The sequence below is a fragment of the Amycolatopsis sp. NPDC051045 genome (assembly GCF_040682955.1).
Classification (GTDB): Bacteria; Actinomycetota; Actinomycetes; order Mycobacteriales; family Pseudonocardiaceae; genus Amycolatopsis.
In genome coordinates this window covers 495,829-511,546 of record NZ_JBFBCC010000001.1, presented here as the reverse complement: position 1 = coordinate 511,546, position 15,718 = coordinate 495,829, and the positions used below count along the sequence as shown (strand labels likewise).

At 67.9% G+C, this 15,718-nt stretch carries 26 protein-coding genes; all 26 read left to right on the top strand.

The annotated features are described in order from the left end of the window. The first annotated feature begins 64 nt into the window (after positions 1–64). The 26 genes from tuf to map all read left to right on the top strand — a co-directional run bounded on the left by tuf (position 65) and on the right by map (position 15,607). A complete protein-coding gene (gene tuf / locus AB0M80_RS02550) occupies positions 65–1,258 on the top strand; it encodes an elongation factor Tu (RefSeq protein WP_360279848.1) in 1,194 nt (397 codons plus the stop codon). A 409-nt stretch (positions 1,259–1,667) separates the two neighbouring features. Further along, entirely contained in the window at positions 1,668–1,973 is a 306-nt protein-coding gene (rpsJ, locus tag AB0M80_RS02545; protein WP_003102098.1) for a 30S ribosomal protein S10, read from the top strand. Positions 1,974–2,004: 31 nt separating this feature from the next. After that, positions 2,005–2,661, top strand: coding sequence for a 50S ribosomal protein L3 (gene rplC / locus AB0M80_RS02540; protein WP_364557774.1), 657 nt, complete (start codon positions 2,005–2,007; stop codon positions 2,659–2,661). Beyond that, positions 2,658–3,347 (top strand): 50S ribosomal protein L4, encoded by a 690-nt coding sequence (gene rplD, locus AB0M80_RS02535; protein WP_364557772.1) that lies wholly within the window; start codon positions 2,658–2,660, stop codon positions 3,345–3,347. The genes rplC and rplD overlap by 4 nt, the downstream gene beginning before the upstream one ends. Beyond that, positions 3,344–3,655: a 50S ribosomal protein L23 gene (rplW, locus tag AB0M80_RS02530; RefSeq protein WP_003102087.1), complete on the top strand. Its 312-nt coding sequence runs from the start codon at positions 3,344–3,346 to the stop codon at positions 3,653–3,655. Before rplD ends, rplW begins: the two co-directional genes overlap by 4 nt. Before the next feature lie 15 nt (positions 3,656–3,670). Continuing rightward, positions 3,671–4,507 (top strand): 50S ribosomal protein L2, encoded by an 837-nt coding sequence (gene rplB / locus AB0M80_RS02525; protein WP_364514463.1) that lies wholly within the window; start codon positions 3,671–3,673, stop codon positions 4,505–4,507. 18 nt (positions 4,508–4,525) lie between these two features. Beyond that, the gene (gene rpsS, locus AB0M80_RS02520) at positions 4,526–4,807 is read left to right on the top strand and encodes a 30S ribosomal protein S19 (protein ID WP_003102083.1); all 282 of its coding nucleotides are present in this window, start codon (positions 4,526–4,528) and stop codon (positions 4,805–4,807) included. A gap of 31 nt (positions 4,808–4,838) precedes the next feature. Then, positions 4,839–5,258, top strand: a complete 420-nt coding sequence (gene rplV, locus AB0M80_RS02515) for a 50S ribosomal protein L22 (RefSeq protein WP_364557769.1) — start codon at positions 4,839–4,841, stop codon at positions 5,256–5,258. Continuing rightward, positions 5,258–6,082: a 30S ribosomal protein S3 gene (gene rpsC / locus AB0M80_RS02510; protein WP_364557768.1), complete on the top strand. Its 825-nt coding sequence runs from the start codon at positions 5,258–5,260 to the stop codon at positions 6,080–6,082. The genes rplV and rpsC overlap by 1 nt, the downstream gene beginning before the upstream one ends. Before the next feature lie 3 nt (positions 6,083–6,085). Next, positions 6,086–6,505: a 50S ribosomal protein L16 gene (rplP, locus tag AB0M80_RS02505; protein WP_004558864.1), complete on the top strand. Its 420-nt coding sequence runs from the start codon at positions 6,086–6,088 to the stop codon at positions 6,503–6,505. Continuing rightward, positions 6,505–6,753, top strand: coding sequence for a 50S ribosomal protein L29 (gene rpmC / locus AB0M80_RS02500; protein WP_013222608.1), 249 nt, complete (start codon positions 6,505–6,507; stop codon positions 6,751–6,753). Before rplP ends, rpmC begins: the two co-directional genes overlap by 1 nt. Then, positions 6,750–7,028, top strand: a complete 279-nt coding sequence (rpsQ, locus tag AB0M80_RS02495) for a 30S ribosomal protein S17 (RefSeq protein WP_043781942.1) — start codon at positions 6,750–6,752, stop codon at positions 7,026–7,028. The genes rpmC and rpsQ overlap by 4 nt, the downstream gene beginning before the upstream one ends. An 88-nt stretch (positions 7,029–7,116) precedes the next feature. Next, positions 7,117–7,485, top strand: coding sequence for a 50S ribosomal protein L14 (rplN, locus tag AB0M80_RS02490; RefSeq protein ID WP_004558867.1), 369 nt, complete (start codon positions 7,117–7,119; stop codon positions 7,483–7,485). Further along, on the top strand, positions 7,485–7,799 hold the full coding sequence (rplX, locus tag AB0M80_RS02485) for a 50S ribosomal protein L24 (RefSeq protein WP_013222610.1): 315 nt from the start codon (positions 7,485–7,487) through the stop codon (positions 7,797–7,799). The genes rplN and rplX overlap by 1 nt, the downstream gene beginning before the upstream one ends. Beyond that, positions 7,799–8,362: a 50S ribosomal protein L5 gene (gene rplE / locus AB0M80_RS02480; protein ID WP_364557765.1), complete on the top strand. Its 564-nt coding sequence runs from the start codon at positions 7,799–7,801 to the stop codon at positions 8,360–8,362. Before rplX ends, rplE begins: the two co-directional genes overlap by 1 nt. Before the next feature lie 4 nt (positions 8,363–8,366). After that, on the top strand, positions 8,367–8,552 hold the full coding sequence (locus tag AB0M80_RS02475; RefSeq protein ID WP_284745392.1) for a type Z 30S ribosomal protein S14: 186 nt from the start codon (positions 8,367–8,369) through the stop codon (positions 8,550–8,552). A gap of 89 nt (positions 8,553–8,641) precedes the next feature. Beyond that, positions 8,642–9,040 (top strand): 30S ribosomal protein S8, encoded by a 399-nt coding sequence (rpsH, locus tag AB0M80_RS02470; protein WP_364557762.1) that lies wholly within the window; start codon positions 8,642–8,644, stop codon positions 9,038–9,040. A 16-nt stretch (positions 9,041–9,056) separates the two neighbouring features. Next, a complete protein-coding gene (rplF, locus tag AB0M80_RS02465) occupies positions 9,057–9,596 on the top strand; it encodes a 50S ribosomal protein L6 (protein ID WP_364557759.1) in 540 nt (179 codons plus the stop codon). Between the two features lie 2 nt (positions 9,597–9,598). Beyond that, positions 9,599–9,997, top strand: a complete 399-nt coding sequence (rplR, locus tag AB0M80_RS02460; RefSeq protein WP_167441519.1) for a 50S ribosomal protein L18 — start codon at positions 9,599–9,601, stop codon at positions 9,995–9,997. 34 nt (positions 9,998–10,031) lie between these two features. Then, positions 10,032–10,679, top strand: coding sequence for a 30S ribosomal protein S5 (gene rpsE / locus AB0M80_RS02455; protein ID WP_328445515.1), 648 nt, complete (start codon positions 10,032–10,034; stop codon positions 10,677–10,679). Positions 10,680–10,683: 4 nt separating this feature from the next. Further along, complete coding sequence (gene rpmD / locus AB0M80_RS02450) at positions 10,684–10,869, top strand: 50S ribosomal protein L30 (RefSeq protein WP_013222615.1); 186 nt, start codon at positions 10,684–10,686, stop codon at positions 10,867–10,869. Beyond that, positions 10,866–11,312, top strand: a complete 447-nt coding sequence (rplO, locus tag AB0M80_RS02445; protein WP_364557756.1) for a 50S ribosomal protein L15 — start codon at positions 10,866–10,868, stop codon at positions 11,310–11,312. Before rpmD ends, rplO begins: the two co-directional genes overlap by 4 nt. Before the next feature lie 357 nt (positions 11,313–11,669). Continuing rightward, the gene (locus tag AB0M80_RS02440; protein WP_364557753.1) at positions 11,670–12,431 is read left to right on the top strand and encodes a hypothetical protein; all 762 of its coding nucleotides are present in this window, start codon (positions 11,670–11,672) and stop codon (positions 12,429–12,431) included. Positions 12,432–12,930: 499 nt separating this feature from the next. Beyond that, entirely contained in the window at positions 12,931–14,235 is a 1,305-nt protein-coding gene (gene secY, locus AB0M80_RS02435) for a preprotein translocase subunit SecY (protein ID WP_364557751.1), read from the top strand. Continuing rightward, positions 14,232–14,786, top strand: a complete 555-nt coding sequence (locus AB0M80_RS02430; protein ID WP_364557748.1) for an adenylate kinase — start codon at positions 14,232–14,234, stop codon at positions 14,784–14,786. Before secY ends, AB0M80_RS02430 begins: the two co-directional genes overlap by 4 nt. A gap of 44 nt (positions 14,787–14,830) precedes the next feature. Further along, entirely contained in the window at positions 14,831–15,607 is a 777-nt protein-coding gene (map, locus tag AB0M80_RS02425) for a type I methionyl aminopeptidase (protein ID WP_364557746.1), read from the top strand. Positions 15,608–15,718: the final 111 nt, after the last annotated feature.

Sequence of the window (15,718 nt, the reverse complement as noted above, 5' to 3'; positions counted from 1 at the left end):
TCGTGGGGCGGCAGCCACGCCGCCCCACGAGCACAAAGCGAAATCAGTCCAGGAGGACATTCCAGTGGCGAAGGCGAAATTCGAGCGGACCAAGCCGCACGTCAACATCGGCACCATCGGTCACGTTGACCACGGCAAGACGACTCTGACCGCGGCTATCACCAAGGTGCTGCACGACAAGTACCCGGAGCTGAACGAGTCGCGGGCGTTCGACCAGATCGACAACGCGCCGGAAGAGAAGCAGCGCGGCATCACGATCAACATCTCGCACGTCGAGTACCAGACCGAGAAGCGCCACTACGCGCACGTCGACGCCCCCGGTCACGCGGACTACATCAAGAACATGATCACCGGTGCCGCCCAGATGGACGGCGCGATCCTGGTGGTCGCCGCGACCGACGGCCCGATGCCGCAGACCCGTGAGCACGTGCTGCTCGCCCGCCAGGTCGGCGTGCCCTACATCGTGGTCGCGCTGAACAAGGCCGACATGGTCGACGACGAGGAGATCCTCGAGCTCGTCGAGCTGGAGGTCCGCGAGCTGCTGTCCTCGCAGGAGTTCCCCGGCGACGACGCGCCGGTCGTGCGCGTGTCCGGCCTCAAGGCCCTCGAGGGTGACGAGAAGTGGGCCGAGGCCGTTCTCGAGCTCATGGCGGCCGTCGACGACAGCGTGCCGGACCCGGTGCGCGAGCTCGACAAGCCGTTCCTGATGCCGATCGAGGACGTCTTCACCATCACCGGTCGTGGCACCGTGGTGACCGGTCGCGTCGAGCGCGGCCAGATCAACGTCAACGAAGAGGTCGAGATCGTCGGCATCAAGGAGAAGTCGACCAAGACGACTGTCACCGGTGTCGAGATGTTCCGCAAGCTGCTCGACTCGGGCCAGGCGGGCGACAACGTGGGCCTGCTGGTCCGCGGTATCAAGCGCGAGGACGTCGAGCGCGGCCAGGTCGTCGTGAAGCCGGGCACCACCACCCCGCACACCGACTTCGAGGGCCGGGTCTACATCCTGTCGAAGGACGAGGGTGGCCGTCACACCCCCTTCTTCAACAACTACCGCCCGCAGTTCTACTTCCGCACGACCGACGTGACCGGCGTCGTGACCCTCCCCGAGGGCACCGAAATGGTCATGCCGGGCGACAACACCGACATCACGGTCGCGCTGATCCAGCCGGTCGCGATGGACGAGGGTCTGCGCTTCGCCATCCGTGAGGGTGGCCGGACCGTCGGCGCGGGCCAGGTTACCAAGATCATCAAGTGATTTAGGCGCCCTATCAGGGGCAATACACCCCCGGGTGCGGGGCGTCAAATCACGTGTGCGACACTATTCAGGTTGCTCGTCCTGGGGCGGCCGATCCCTTCGGGGGTCCGGCCGCTCCGGTGCGAGTGGCCACGGTCCGCGGAGCTCTTTCCTTCGGGTGAGGCGAGCGGGCAAGGGCAGTGAGACGACAGTGCTTGCAAAAGCGGTGCCGGCTCATCGCCTCCTCACGTTGAGGAAGACCAGGCAAGACGACGATCCCGCGGGATCCGTCTGTGCGTCGGGCGCGACACGCCCGACCGCGTGGACCGGGGACAGGGCCGTTGAACTGCGGAAACCCAGGCTCAGGGTGGTAACACCGGGCCGGGTTTGTGAGATAGCGGCACGAGACGACAAGGAACGAGCAGCCACCATGGCGGGACAGAAGATCCGCATCCGGCTCAAGGCCTACGACCACGAGGCGATCGACACCTCGGCGCGCAAGATCGTGGAGACGGTCACGCGCACCGGCGCCCGGGTTGTCGGGCCGGTGCCGCTGCCCACCGAGAAGAACGTTTACTGCGTCATCCGCTCGCCGCACAAGTACAAGGACTCGCGCGAGCACTTCGAGATGCGCACGCACAAGCGTCTGATCGACATCCTCGACCCGACGCCGAAGACGGTCGACGCGCTCATGCGCATCGACCTGCCGGCGAGCGTCGACGTCAACATCCAGTAAGCGTCTGGCGAGCGGCGGAGATAAGAGACTCATGTCTGACAGGCAGATGAAGGGCATCCTGGGCACCAAGCTCGGCATGACCCAGGTCTTCGACGAACAGAACCGGGTTGTCCCGGTGACCGTCGTCAAGGCCGGTCCGAACGTGGTCACCCAGGTTCGGACCCAGGACAAGGACGGCTACACGGCCGTGCAGCTGGCGTTCGGCGCGGTCGACCCGCGCAAGGTGAACAAGCCGCGCACCGGCCACTTCGACAAGGCGGGCGTGACCCCGCGCCGGTTCCTCGCCGAGCTGCGCACCACCGACGCCGAGACCTACGAGGTCGGCCAGGAGATCACCGCCGAGGTGTTCGCCGCCGGCGTCGAGGTCGACGTGACCGGGACCAGCAAGGGCAAGGGCTACGCGGGCGTCATGAAGCGCCACGGCTTCAAGGGCCAGGGCGCCAGCCACGGTGCGCAGGCCGTGCACCGCAGGCCGGGCTCGATCGGTGGCTGTGCCACCCCGGGCCGCGTCTTCAAGGGCGTGCGCATGGCAGGTCGTATGGGCACTGACCGGGTCACCACGCAGAACCTGACCGTGCACGCCGTGCGTGCCGACGACGGCCTGCTGCTGATCAAGGGCGCCGTGCCCGGTCCCAAGGGCGGCGTGCTGTTCGTTCGCAGCGCCGCGAAGGGTGGTAACTCCGAATGACAAGCGTCGAGCTGAAGACCCCGGCCGGTAAAGCCGACGGCACCGTGGACCTCCCCGAGGAGATCTTCGACGTGCAGGCCAATGTCGCGCTGATGCACCAGGTCGTGATCGGCCAGCTGGCCGCCGCGCGCCAGGGCACGCACGACACGAAAACCCGTGGCGAAGTTCGCGGTGGCGGCAAGAAGCCGTACCGGCAGAAGGGCACCGGCCGTGCCCGCCAGGGTTCGACCCGCGCGCCGCAGTTCGCCGGCGGTGGCGTCGTCCACGGCCCCACGCCGCGCGACTACACCCAGCGCACCCCGAAGAAGATGAAGGCCGCCGCCCTGCGTGGCGCCCTCTCCGACCGGGCCCGCGCCGGCCAGCTGCACGTCGTCACCGAGCTGGTGACCGGCGAGAAGCCGTCCACCAAGGCCGCCAAGGCCGCCCTCGCCGCGGTGACGCTGGCGAAGCGCGTGCTCGTGGTGCTGCACCGGGACGACGAGCTGAGCTGGGTCTCCTTGCGGAACCTGCCCGAGGTGCACATCCTCTGGGCCGACCAGCTCAACACCTACGACGTGCTGGTCAACGACGACGTCGTGTTCACCAAGGCCGCGTACGACGCGTTCGTCGCCGGCCCCGTCCGAGGCAAGGCCGCCAAGGCTTCCGCGCGGTCGGGCGAGGTCACGGAAGGGAGTGACGAGAAGTGAGTTCGGTCGCCATTCCGGACCCCCGCGACATCCTGCTCGCGCCGGTCATCTCCGAGAAGTCCTACGGGCTGCTCGAGGACCACAAGTACACGTTCATCGTCCGTCCGGACGCCAACAAGACCCAGATCAAGATCGCGGTCGAGAAGGTGTTCGGCGTCAAGGTGGTCAGTGTCAACACGGCCAACCGCCAGGGCAAGCGGAAGCGGACTCGCGCCGGCTTCGGCAAGCGCAAGGACACCAAGCGCGCCATCGTGACTCTTTCGCCCGAAAGCAAGGCGATCGAGATCTTCGGCGGACCCACCGCGTAAAGGACTGAGCTGACAATGGGCATCCGCAAGTACAAGCCGACGACCCCCGGTCGTCGCGGTTCGAGCGTCTCGGACTTCGCCGAGATCACCCGCTCCACTCCCGAGAAGTCGCTGCTTCGTCCGCTGAGCGGTTCGGGCGGTCGCAACTCGTCCGGCAAGATCACCACCCGGCACAAGGGTGGCGGCCACAAGCGTGCTTACCGCGTCATCGACTTCCGTCGCAATGACAAGGACGGCATCCCGGCCAAGGTCGCGCACATCGAGTACGACCCCAACCGGTCGGCGCGCATCGCGCTGCTGCACTACGCCGACGGCGAGAAGCGCTACATCATCGCGCCGGAGAAGCTGAAGCAGGGCGACACCGTCGAGAACGGCCCCCGGGCCGACATCAAGCCGGGTAACAACCTGCCGCTGCGCAACATCCCGGTCGGCACCGTGATCCACGCGATCGAGCTCCGCCCCGGCGGCGGCGCGAAGATGGCGCGGTCCGCGGGCGCGAAGGTGCAGCTCGTCGCCAAGGACGGTCCGTACGCCCAGCTGCGTCTCCCCTCGGGCGAGATCCGCAACGTGGACGTGCGCAACCGCGCCACGGTCGGCGAGGTCGGCAACTCCGACCACGCCAACATCAACTGGGGCAAGGCCGGCCGCAACCGCTGGCGCGGCAAGCGCCCCACGGTCCGTGGTGTCGTCATGAACCCGGTCGACCACCCGCACGGTGGTGGTGAGGGTAAGACCTCCGGTGGTCGCCACCCGGTCAACCCGAACGGTAAGCCCGAAGGTCGTACGCGTCGCCGCAAGGCATCCGACGCGATGATCGTCCGCCGTCGCCGTACTGGCAAGAACAAGCGCTGAGCAGGGAGGTAGAACAACATGCCACGTAGCCTCAAGAAGGGCCCGTTCGTGGACGACCACCTGCTCAAGAAGGTGGACGCGCTGAACGAATCGGGCAAGAAGACCGTGATCAAGACTTGGTCGCGGCGTTCCACGATCATCCCGGATTTCCTGGGTCACACGATCGCGGTGCACGACGGCCGCAAGCACGTCCCGGTGTTCGTCACCGAGGCGATGGTGGGTCACAAGCTGGGCGAGTTCGCCCCGACGCGGACCTTCAAGGGCCACATCAAGGACGACCGCAAGTCGCGCCGCCGCTGAGCGGGCACGATAAGAGACAAGGGAAGTAGCGATGAACGCCCAGAACGACGCGACGACCGAGGCTGAACTGCCTACGGCGTACGCGCGGGCTCGCTTCGTCCGGGACTCGCCCACCAAGGTGCGCCGGGTGATCGAGCTCATCAAGGGACGTAGCGCCGCCGACGCCTTGGCCGTGCTCCGGTTCGCCCCCCAGGCGGCCAGCGAGCCGGTCGCGAAGGTGCTCGCCAGCGCCGTGGCCAACGCCGAGAACAACCTTCAGCTGGACCCGGAGACGCTCTGGGTCAAGAACGCGTACGCCGACGAGGGCCCCACTCTCAAGCGCATCCGCCCGCGGGCCCAGGGCCGCGCGTACCGGATCCGCAAGCGGACCAGCCACATCACCGTCGAGGTGGAGTCGCGTCCGGCCGTCGCGCCGAAGGCTCAGAGCAAGAAGAAGGCAGGTGGCCGGTAGTGGGCCAGAAAATCAACCCGCACGGTTTCCGCCTGGGTATCACCACGGACTGGAAGTCGCGCTGGTACGCCGACAAGCAGTACGCCGAGTACGTGGCCGAGGACGTCAAGATCCGCAAGCTGCTGGCGACGGGCATGGAGCGCGCCGGCATCTCCAAGGTCGAGATCGAGCGCACTCGTGACCGCGTCCGCGTCGACATCCACACCGCCCGGCCGGGCATCGTCATCGGCCGCCGCGGCGCGGAGGCCGACCGGATCCGTGGCGCGCTGGAGAAGCTGACCAAGAAGCAGGTCCAGCTGAACATCCTCGAGGTCAAGAACCCCGAGGCCGACGCTCAGCTGGTCGCCCAGGCGGTCGCGGAGCAGCTCTCCAACCGCGTGGCGTTCCGCCGCGCGATGCGGAAGGCGATCCAGACCTCCATGCGCTCGCCGCAGGTCAAGGGCATCCGCGTGCAGTGCGGCGGTCGTCTCGGCGGTGCCGAGATGTCCCGCTCCGAGCACTACCGCGATGGCCGCGTCCCGCTGCACACGCTGCGCGCCGACATCGACTACGGCTTCTTCGAGGCCAAGACGACGTTCGGCCGCATCGGCGTCAAGGTGTGGATCTACAAGGGTGAGCTCGTCGGTGGCCTGAAGGCTCGCGAAGCCCGCGACGCCGCCGAGCGCGCGCCGCGTCGCGACCGTGACCGCAGCGACCGGCCTTCCCGCCCGCGTCGTTCCGGCGCCTCGGGCACGACCGCCACCTCGACCGAAGCCGGTCGCGCCGCCGCTGCCGCCACCGAGGCGGCCCCGGCCACCGAGACCGCAGAAAAGACGGAGGGCTGAGACGTGCTCATCCCGCGCAGGGTCAAGCACCGGAAGCAGCACTCCCCGAAGCGCCACGGCGCCGCCAAGGGTGGCACGAAGGTCAGCTTCGGCGAGTACGGCATCCAGGCGCTTGAGCACAGCTACGTGACGAACCGGCAGATCGAGTCCGCTCGTATCGCCATGACCCGTCACATCAAGCGTGGTGGCAAGGTGTGGACGACCATCTACCCGGACCGCCCGCTGACCAAGAAGCCGGCCGAGACCCGGATGGGTTCCGGTAAGGGTTCGCCCGAGTGGTGGATCGCCAACGTGAAGCCGGGCCGCGTGATGTTCGAGATCAGCTTCCCGAACGAGGAGACGGCTCGCGAGGCGCTCCGCCGCGCGATCCACAAGCTGCCCATGAAGTGCCGCATCGTGACCCGTGAAGGTGGTGAGTTCTGATGGCCAACGCAGGTGCCGCCCAGGCATCGGAACTGCGTGAGCTCACCGCGGAAGAGCTCGTCCTGCGTCTGAAGGAATACAAGGAGGAGCTGTTCAACCTCCGCTTCCAGATGGCGACCGGGCAGCTCGACAACAACCGCCGTCTGCGCACCGTCCGCACGGACATCGCGCGGATCTACACGGTCATGCGCGAGCGCGAACTCGGCCTGTCCGTTGCCCCCGACGCCGAGAGTGAAGGTGCCGCATGAGCGAGCCCACCACCGAGACGCCGGCCCGGAACGACCGCAAGGTCCGCGAGGGCTACGTCGTCTCGGACAAGATGAACAAGACGATCGTGGTCGAGCTCGAGGACCGCAAGAAGCACCCCCGCTACTCGAAGGTCGTCCGCAGCACCTCCAAGGTGAAGGTGCACGACGAGAACAACGAGGCGGGCGTGGGCGACCGGGTCACCCTGATGGAGACCCGCCCGCTGTCGGCGACGAAGCGGTGGCGCCTGGTGCAGATCGTGGAGAAGGCCAAGTAAGCAGGGCTCTTCGGAGTCTTTAGTTCCGCAAGGCTCGCCATGTGACCTCACAAGCGGGCGAGAACCGGCGCGACATACAGGAGTTGACGTGATCCAGCAGGAGTCGCGGCTTCGGGTAGCCGACAACACGGGTGCGAAGGAAATTCTCTGCATCCGCGTTCTCGGTGGCTCCGGGCGGCGCTACGCCGGCATCGGCGACATCATCGTCGCCACCGTGAAGGACGCCATCCCGGCCGCCGGGGTGAAGAAGGGCGACGTCGTCAAGGCCGTCATCGTCCGCACGGTCAAGGAGCGCCGTCGTCCGGACGGTTCCTACATCCGGTTCGACGAGAACGCCGCCGTGCTCATCAAGAACGACAACGAGCCCCGCGGCACCCGCATCTTCGGTCCGGTGGGCCGCGAGCTGCGCGACCGAAAGTTCATGAAGATCATTTCGCTCGCGCCGGAGGTGCTGTGATGAAGGTGAAGAAGGGCGACACGGTCGTCGTCATCGCCGGCAAGGACAAGGGCGCCAAGGGCAAGGTCATCCAGGCTTACCCGGAGCGCGAGCGCGTGCTGGTCGAGGGCGTGAACCGGATCAAGAAGCACACGCGGATCAGCCAGACCCAGCGCGGTGCGCAGTCCGGCGGCATCGTCACGCAGGAGGCGCCCATCCACGTCTCGAACGTGATGGTCGTCGACTCGGACGGCAAGCCGGCTCGGGTGGGTTACCGCATCGGCGAGGACGGCAAGAAGGTCCGGATCTCGCGCCGGAACGGTAAGGACATCTGATGACCACCGCAGAGAAGACCTCGCCGCGCCTCAAGGTGCGCTACCGCGAGGAAATCAAGGGCCAGCTGCAGGCTGAGTTCTCCTTCGCCAACGTCCACCAGATCCCGGGCGTCGTGAAGGTCGTCGTGAACATGGGCGTCGGTGACGCCGCCCGTGACAGCAAGCTGATCGAGGGCGCGGTCCGCGACCTCGCTTCGATCACCGGCCAGAAGCCGGAGGTCCGGAAGGCCCGCAAGTCCATCGCGCAGTTCAAGCTGCGCGAGGGTCAGCCGATCGGCGCGCGCGTCACGCTGCGCGGCGACCGGATGTGGGAGTTCCTCGACCGGCTGCTGACCATCGCGCTGCCGCGTATCCGCGACTTCCGCGGGCTTTCGCCGAAGCAGTTCGACGGCCACGGCAACTACACGTTCGGTCTCAACGAGCAGTCGATGTTCCACGAGATCGACCCCGACTCCATCGACCGCCCCCGCGGCATGGACGTCACCGTCGTCACGACCGCCACGAACGACGACGAGGGCCGGGCGCTGCTGCGCAAGCTCGGCTTCCCGTTCAAGGAGAACTGAGCCGATGGCCAAGAAAGCACTGGTCCACAAGGCCGCGAAGAAGCCGAAGTTCGCCGTGCGCGGCTACACCCGCTGCCAGCGGTGCGGCCGACCGCACGCCGTGTTCCGCAAGTTCGGGCTCTGCCGGATCTGCCTTCGCGAGATGGCGCACGCGGGCGAGCTGCCCGGCGTCCGCAAGTCCAGCTGGTAAGAGCGTTTTCTAACTCCACTTCGCCACAGGCCCCGCCGCCCGCACTCCGGGCGGCGGGGAACCAGGGCGAGAAAGGTTGACAGGTCACCATGACGATGACCGACCCGATCGCAGACTTCTTGACGCGTCTGCGTAACGCGAACTCGGCGTACCACGACGAGGTCAAGCTCCCGCACTCGAAGCTCAAGGCGAACATCGCCGAGATCCTCAAGCGTGAGGGCTACATCGCGGGTTACCGCGACGAGCCGGGCGAGAAGCACAAGAACCTCGTCGTCGAGCTCAAGTACGGCCCGAACCGCGAGCGCAGCATCGCCGGCCTTCGGCGCGTTTCCAAGCCCGGTCTGCGGGTCTACGCAAAATCGACCGAACTGCCGTCCGTTCTCGGTGGCCTCGGCGTCGCGATCATCTCGACGTCCTCCGGCCTCCAGACCGACCGTCAGGCCAAGCGCAACAGCGTGGGCGGCGAAGTCCTCGCCTACGTCTGGTAAGGAAGGGGGCACAGACATGTCACGCATCGGAAAGCTGCCGGTCGCCGTCCCCTCCGGGGTCGAGGTGACCATCGATGGTCAGCACATTCAGGTCAAGGGGCCCAAGGGCACCCTGGAGCACACCGTCGCCGAGCCGATCACCGTCGAGCGCGACGACGACGGCACGCTGCTGGTCAAGCGCCCGGATGACGAGCGCACCAGCAAGGCGCTGCACGGGCTCACCCGCACGCTGGTGAACAACCTCGTCGTCGGCGTCACCGCCGGCTACGAGAAGAAGATGGAAATCCACGGAGTGGGTTACCGCGTGCAGGCCAAGGGCTCGGACCTCGAGTTCGCCCTCGGTTACTCGCACCCGGTGAAGATCGAGGCCCCCGAGGGCATCACCTTCAAGGTGGAGACCCCGACGCGGTTCTCGGTCTCGGGCATCGACAAGCAGAAGGTCGGCCAGATCTCGGCCGTCATCCGCAAGCTGCGGCGCCCGGACCCGTACAAGGGCAAGGGCCTGCGCTACGAGGGTGAGAAGATCCGCCGCAAGGTCGGAAAGACGGGTAAGTGATCATGAGCGACACGACTACGAAGCGCAAGCCGGTGGGCAAGGACATCTCGACCCGCCGCCGCGTTGCGAAGGCCCGTCGGCACTTCCGGCTCCGCAAGAAGGTCTCGGGCACCGACCAGCGTCCGCGCTTGGTCGTCAAGCGGTCCTCGCGGCACATCGCCGTGCAGGTGATCGACGACCTCGCCGGCCACACGCTGGTGTCGGCGTCCACCCTCGAGGCGGACGTCCGAGCGGTCGACGGTGACAAGAAGGCCAAGGCCGCCAAGGTCGGGGAACTCGTCGCCGCACGGGCCAAGAACGCCGGGATCTCGGCTGTGGTGTTCGACCGTGGGGGCAACGCCTACCACGGCCGCATCGCCGCGCTCGCCGACGCCGCCCGTGAGGCGGGGTTGGAGTTCTGACGATGCAGAAGCTTGTTAACGGAAGGAAAGCCTGATGCCGGGACGTACACGGCAATTCGGCGGCGGACAGGGCGGACCCGGCGGGCAGGGCGGCAACGACCGCAATGACCGTCGCGGTGGCGGCCGGGACCGGCGCGACAGCGGCCGTGGCGGGGCCGGCCAGGACAAGACCCCGCACCTCGAGAAGGTCGTGACGATCAACCGCGTCGCCAAGGTCGTCAAGGGTGGTCGTCGCTTCAGCTTCACCGCCCTGGTGGTCGTCGGCGACGGCGACGGTCAGGTCGGCGTCGGCTACGGCAAGGCCAAGGAAGTTCCCGCGGCGATCGCCAAGGGCGTCGAGGAAGCGAAGAAGAACTTCTTCCGCGTCCCGCGCGTCGGCGGCACCATTCCCCACCCGATCACGGGTGAGGCGTCCGCCGGTGTCGTGCTGCTCCGTCCGGCGTCCGCCGGTACCGGTGTCATCGCCGGTGGCCCGGTGCGCGCCGTGCTGGAGTGCGCGGGTGTCCACGACGTGCTGTCGAAGTCGCTTGGCTCCGACAACGCGATCAACATCGTGCACGCGACCGTGGCGGCCCTGAAGGGTCTGCAGCGTCCCGAAGAGGTGGCGGCCCGCCGTGGCCTGCCGCTCGAGGACGTCGCTCCGGCCCGGATGCTGCGCCAGCGTGCCGGCCAGGGGGTCTGATCTCATGGCTCAGCTGAAGGTCACCCAGGTCAAGAGCAAGATCGGCACGAAGCACGCTCACCGCGAGTCGCTGCGCACCCTCGGGCTGCGCAAGATCCGCCAGAGCGTCGTGCGTGATGACACCCCCCAGGTGCGCGGCCTGATCCACACCGTCCGCCACCTGGTGGAGGTCGAGGAGGTCCAGGCATGACGGCCATCAAGATCCACCACCTGCGTCCGGCTCCGGGCGCCAAGCGCGACAAGATGCGCGTGGGCCGTGGTGAGGGTTCGAAGGGCAAGACGGCCGGTCGCGGTACGAAGGGCACCAAGGCCCGGAAGAACGTGCCCGCCCGGTTCGAGGGTGGGCAGATGCCCATCCAGATGCGGCTCCCGAAGCTGCGTGGCTTCACGAACCGCTTCCGCACCGAGTACCAGCCGGTGAACGTGGGCGACATTGCCCGCGTCTTCCCGGACGGCGGCAAGATCGGCGCCGAGGAGCTCGTCAAGGGCGGTCTGGTCCGCAAGGGCAAGCTGGTGAAGGTTCTGGGCAACGGCGACCTCAACGGCGTCAAGCTGGACATCACCGCGGACGCGTTCTCGGGTTCCGCCAAGGAGAAGCTCGAGGCGGCCGGCGGTTCGGCCACCACCAACTGAGCGCAGTCACCAACCGGAAGGCCCGCCTGGTTCAGCCAGGCGGGCCTTTTGGCGTTCTCTGGGGCCGTCCAGCCCAGCACCTTGCCGCCGCGGGGGATCCCGACGGAGGATCACCAGGTGGACAGACGATCGCAAGAGCCGCCCGAGCCGTCGGCCTCGCCGCCCGACGCGGCGGAGTCGCCGCTGAGCTTCCCCGTCGAAGCGCCGTGGCCCGCGGGCCCCGAGCCGGGCTCTGAGGTGTCGCCACAGGGGGAGCCACTGCAGTTTCCGGACGAGGCTGCGCGATCGGGGGAGGGGGTTGCGGGGCCGCCGTCCACGCCCGTTCCGCCGTCCGCCGTGTCGCCGCAGGCCGAGCCGTTGCGGTTCCCAGCCGAGGCACCGCGACCCGCCGAACCACCCGCCGAACCCCTCCAGCCCGTTGCCTCGCTGCCGTACCCCGTCGCGCACATCCCCGGAGCCGTCCAGCCGCACCCGCAGGCCGAGCAGCCCCAAGCTCCCCTGCCGCCGCCCCCGGCACCGGTACTGCGGTTCCTTCCGCCCACCCTCGCCGTCGTCGCCGCCTTCATGGCCGCCCTCGGCTCCTTCCTCCCGCTGTTCCGGATCCGGCAGCAGCTCGGTGCCGGCCAGCAGTTCCTCGACAGCCAGATGGTCGTCACCGAGACGGCCTGGGGCAGCACCTTCGAGCTCCCGGGCCAGGAGATCGCCGACCAGAGCGGCTCCCCGGTCGGTATCCCGCTCCTCATCGCGGTCGTCCTGCTGACCGCCGCCGCGCTGACCACGTTCTCGCGGCCGGACCACCGTCTCGGCCGGTGGCTGCTCGCGGCGGGGGCCGTCTTCGCCGCCGGGGTGGTCACCACCATCGGCATGAGCGGGATCGGGTGGTCGGTTATGACCGGCGACGACCGGCTGGAGGTCGACACCGCGCCGGGCATGTGGCTGCTGATCGCCGGGACCGTCGTGGCCGCCGCCGCGGCGGTGCTGGCCCACTTGCCCGTGCGGACCTACGCCACCGGCGACTGGGCCGACCCGGCCGTCGCCTACGCCGACACCCCGACGCCACCCTCGGGCGTCGCCATCACCGTCCTGCCGCCGGAGCCGGAAGACGACCGGCGCGGGTGATCCGCCCGGCGCGAACGGGATGACGCACGGTGTCCGGCACCTCCCGGCCGCGGCCGGGACCGGGCCGGCGATCATCGAGCGGCCGAGGGCCCACGGCCGCTCGATCGGCCGAAACGGCGTCGCCTGCACGGCCCGGCGGCGGGGCTGATCTTCACCGCCGTCCCCGAGCCAGGTCGAAGCGGCTTTCTCCCGCCGCTTTCCGGGGTCGGGTGCGGCACCCGCCGGCCCGCGAGCCGCACCCACGGCGAGCCGGTGTGTCAAGGAATACGGCCAAGACGGCGATGTCGATCAACCCGCCGGAGCAACCTTGGTACGGAAAACGCACACGCACTGCGGACACGCCCTGTGAAGCTGTTAGAGTCGGCGACACGCTTCGGGACGAGTGTGCCCCGAAGCGTTCCTGGCTTGCGTGCCAGTAGTGATGTGTGTTCCTGCCGGCTCCGTGCCGGCCAAGCCGATCGTCGGTAGGACAGCCGACGACGCCGAGGAGGTCTCCCGCGTGTTCAGCGCCTTCCGCTCGGCTCTCGCGACGCCGGATCTACGCAAGAAGATCCTGTTCACGCTAGCCATCGTCGCGGTATACCGAATCGGTGCGACCATCCCGGCGCCCGGGATTTCGTATTCCGCCGTCCAGGCGTGCAGCACGCAGTCGCCGGAAGGCGTCTACGCGCTGCTGAGCCTGCTGAGCGGTGGCGCGTTCCTGCAGCTGTCGCTCTTCTCGACGGGCATCATGCCGTACATCACGGCGAGCATCATCGTCCAGCTGCTCACCGTGGTCATCCCGCGGTTCGAGGAGCTGAAGAAGGAAGGGCAGTCCGGGCAGAGCAAGCTGACGCAGTACACCCGGTACCTGACGATCGCGCTGGCGATCCTCCAGGCCACCGGTGTCGTCGCGCTCGCGGACCGCAAGCAGCTCTTCCCCGACTGCGACTCGGCGATCATCCCGGACAACAGCGTCTACTCGCTGTCGCTCATCGTGATCACGATGACCGCGGGCACCGCCGTCATGATGTGGCTGGGCGAGCTGATCACCGAGCGCGGTATCGGCAACGGCATGTCCGTCCTGATCTTCCTGAACATCGCGGCGCGCATCCCGGCCGAGGGCGGCAACATCCTCAGCAACGGCGGTGGCCTCGCGCTGACGATGATCTGCGTGTTCGGCCTCGTCATCATCGCGAGCGTCATCTTCGTCGAGCAGGGCCAGCGCCGGATCCCGGTGCAGTACGCCAAGCGCATGATCGGCCGCCGGATGTACGGCGGCACGTCGACCTACCTGCCGATCAAGGTCAACCAGGCCGGCGTCATCCCGGTCATCTTCGCGTCGTCGCTGCTCTACCTGCCGGACCTGATCAGCCGGCTGATCGGCAACCAGAACGAGAACTCCTGGTGGAAGTCGTTCATCCAGAACTACGTGGTCAACCAGGGCAACTGGGTGCACATTGCGCTGTACTTCGCCCTGATCATCTTCTTCACGTACTTCTACATCACGATCACGTTCAACGTGGACGAGCGCGCGGACGAGATGAAGAAGTTCGGTGGCTTCATCCCGGGCATCCGCCCGGGCCGTCCGACGGCGGAGTACCTGAGCTTCGTCCTGGGCCGCATCACCCTGCCGGGTTCGCTGTATCTGGGCATCGTGGCCATCCTTCCGAACTTCTTCCTGTCGCTGACCGGGAGCGGGAACAACCAGAACTTCCCGTTCGGCGGTACGTCTGTGCTGATCATGGTCGGTGTCGGTCTTGACACCGTGAAGCAGATCGAAAGCCAGCTGATGCAGCGCAACTACGAAGGGTTCTTGAAGTGACGCGCCTGGTTCTCGTCGGTCCGCCAGGTGCGGGCAAGGGCACCCAGGCGGTGGCCCTGTCCGAGCAGCTGCGCGTTCCGCACATCTCCACGGGCGACCTGTTCCGCGCCCACGTCGGCCAGGAGACGCCGCTCGGCCAGGAGACGAAGCGCTACCTGGACTCGGGTGAGCTGGTACCCGATTCGGTGACCAACGAGATGGTCCGCGAGCGGCTCGCCGAGCCGGACGCGAAGGTCGGCTTCCTGCTCGACGGCTTTCCCCGCAACACCAAGCAGGCCGAGGTCCTCGGCGAGATCCTGGGCGACGCGGACGTCACGCTCGACGCGGTGATCCAGCTGCAGGTCCCGGAGGACGTCGTCGTCGCGCGGCTCATGTCGCGCGGCCGCGCGGACGACACCGAAGAGGTCATCCGCCGCCGTCAGCAGATCTACGTGTCCGACACCGCGCCGCTGCTCGAGTACTACGCCGACATCCTGGTGACCGTCGACGGCGTCGGCAGCGTCGAGGAAATCTCCGGCCGGGTGCTGAAAGCGCTGCGCGACCGCACGTGAATCTCGGAGGATTGCGTGTTCTGCAAGTGCTCCGCCGTGGGCGCATGATCGAAGTCAAGACGCCTGACGAGCTGCAGGCGATGCGGGCCGCGGGCCTCGTCGTCGCCCGCACGCTCGCGGCCGTCCGCGCCGCGGCGAAGCCGGGTGTCAGCACCGCCGAGCTCGACGAGCTGGCGGAGCAGACGATCCGGGACGCCGGCGCGGTGCCGTCGTTCAAGGGCTACCACGGTTTCCCCGCGTCGATCTGCGCGTCGGTGAACGAGCAGATCGTCCACGGCATCCCGGCGAAGACCCAGGTGCTGGCCGACGGTGACATCATCTCCGTCGACTGCGGTGCCATCCTCGACGGCTGGCACGGCGACTCCGCCGTGACGCTGGCCGTCGGCAAGGTCTCCGACGCCGACCTGGCGCTGTCCGCGGCGACCGAGGCGGCGATGTGGGCCGGCATCGAGGCAGTCAGGGCCGGTAGCCGGCTGACCGACATCTCCTACGCCGTCCAGTCCGCCGCCGAGCGCGCGGGCCGCGACGACGGCGTCGAGTACGGGATGATCGTCGAGTACGGCGGGCACGGCATCGGCCGCGAGATGCACATGGACCCCTTCCTGCCGAACGTCGGCAAGCCGGGCAAGGGCCCGCGGCTGAAGCCCGGCATGGCGCTGGCGATCGAGCCGATGCTGACCGGCGGCGGCGGCGAGACCCGCGAGCTGGACGACGGCTGGACGGTCGTCACGGCCGACGGCTCCCGCGCGGCCCACTGGGAGCACACGGTGGCGATCACCGAAGAGGGTCCCTGGGTCCTGACCGCGCCCGAAGAGTCCTGACCAGCGGTTTCATCCTTTGGCGCCGCGTCAACGCGGTGATCTCCTACCATGGTCACCCCCGGTTTGGGGGTCGCGACACGGGTTGCGTACACTGTCAAGTCGGCGCACTTA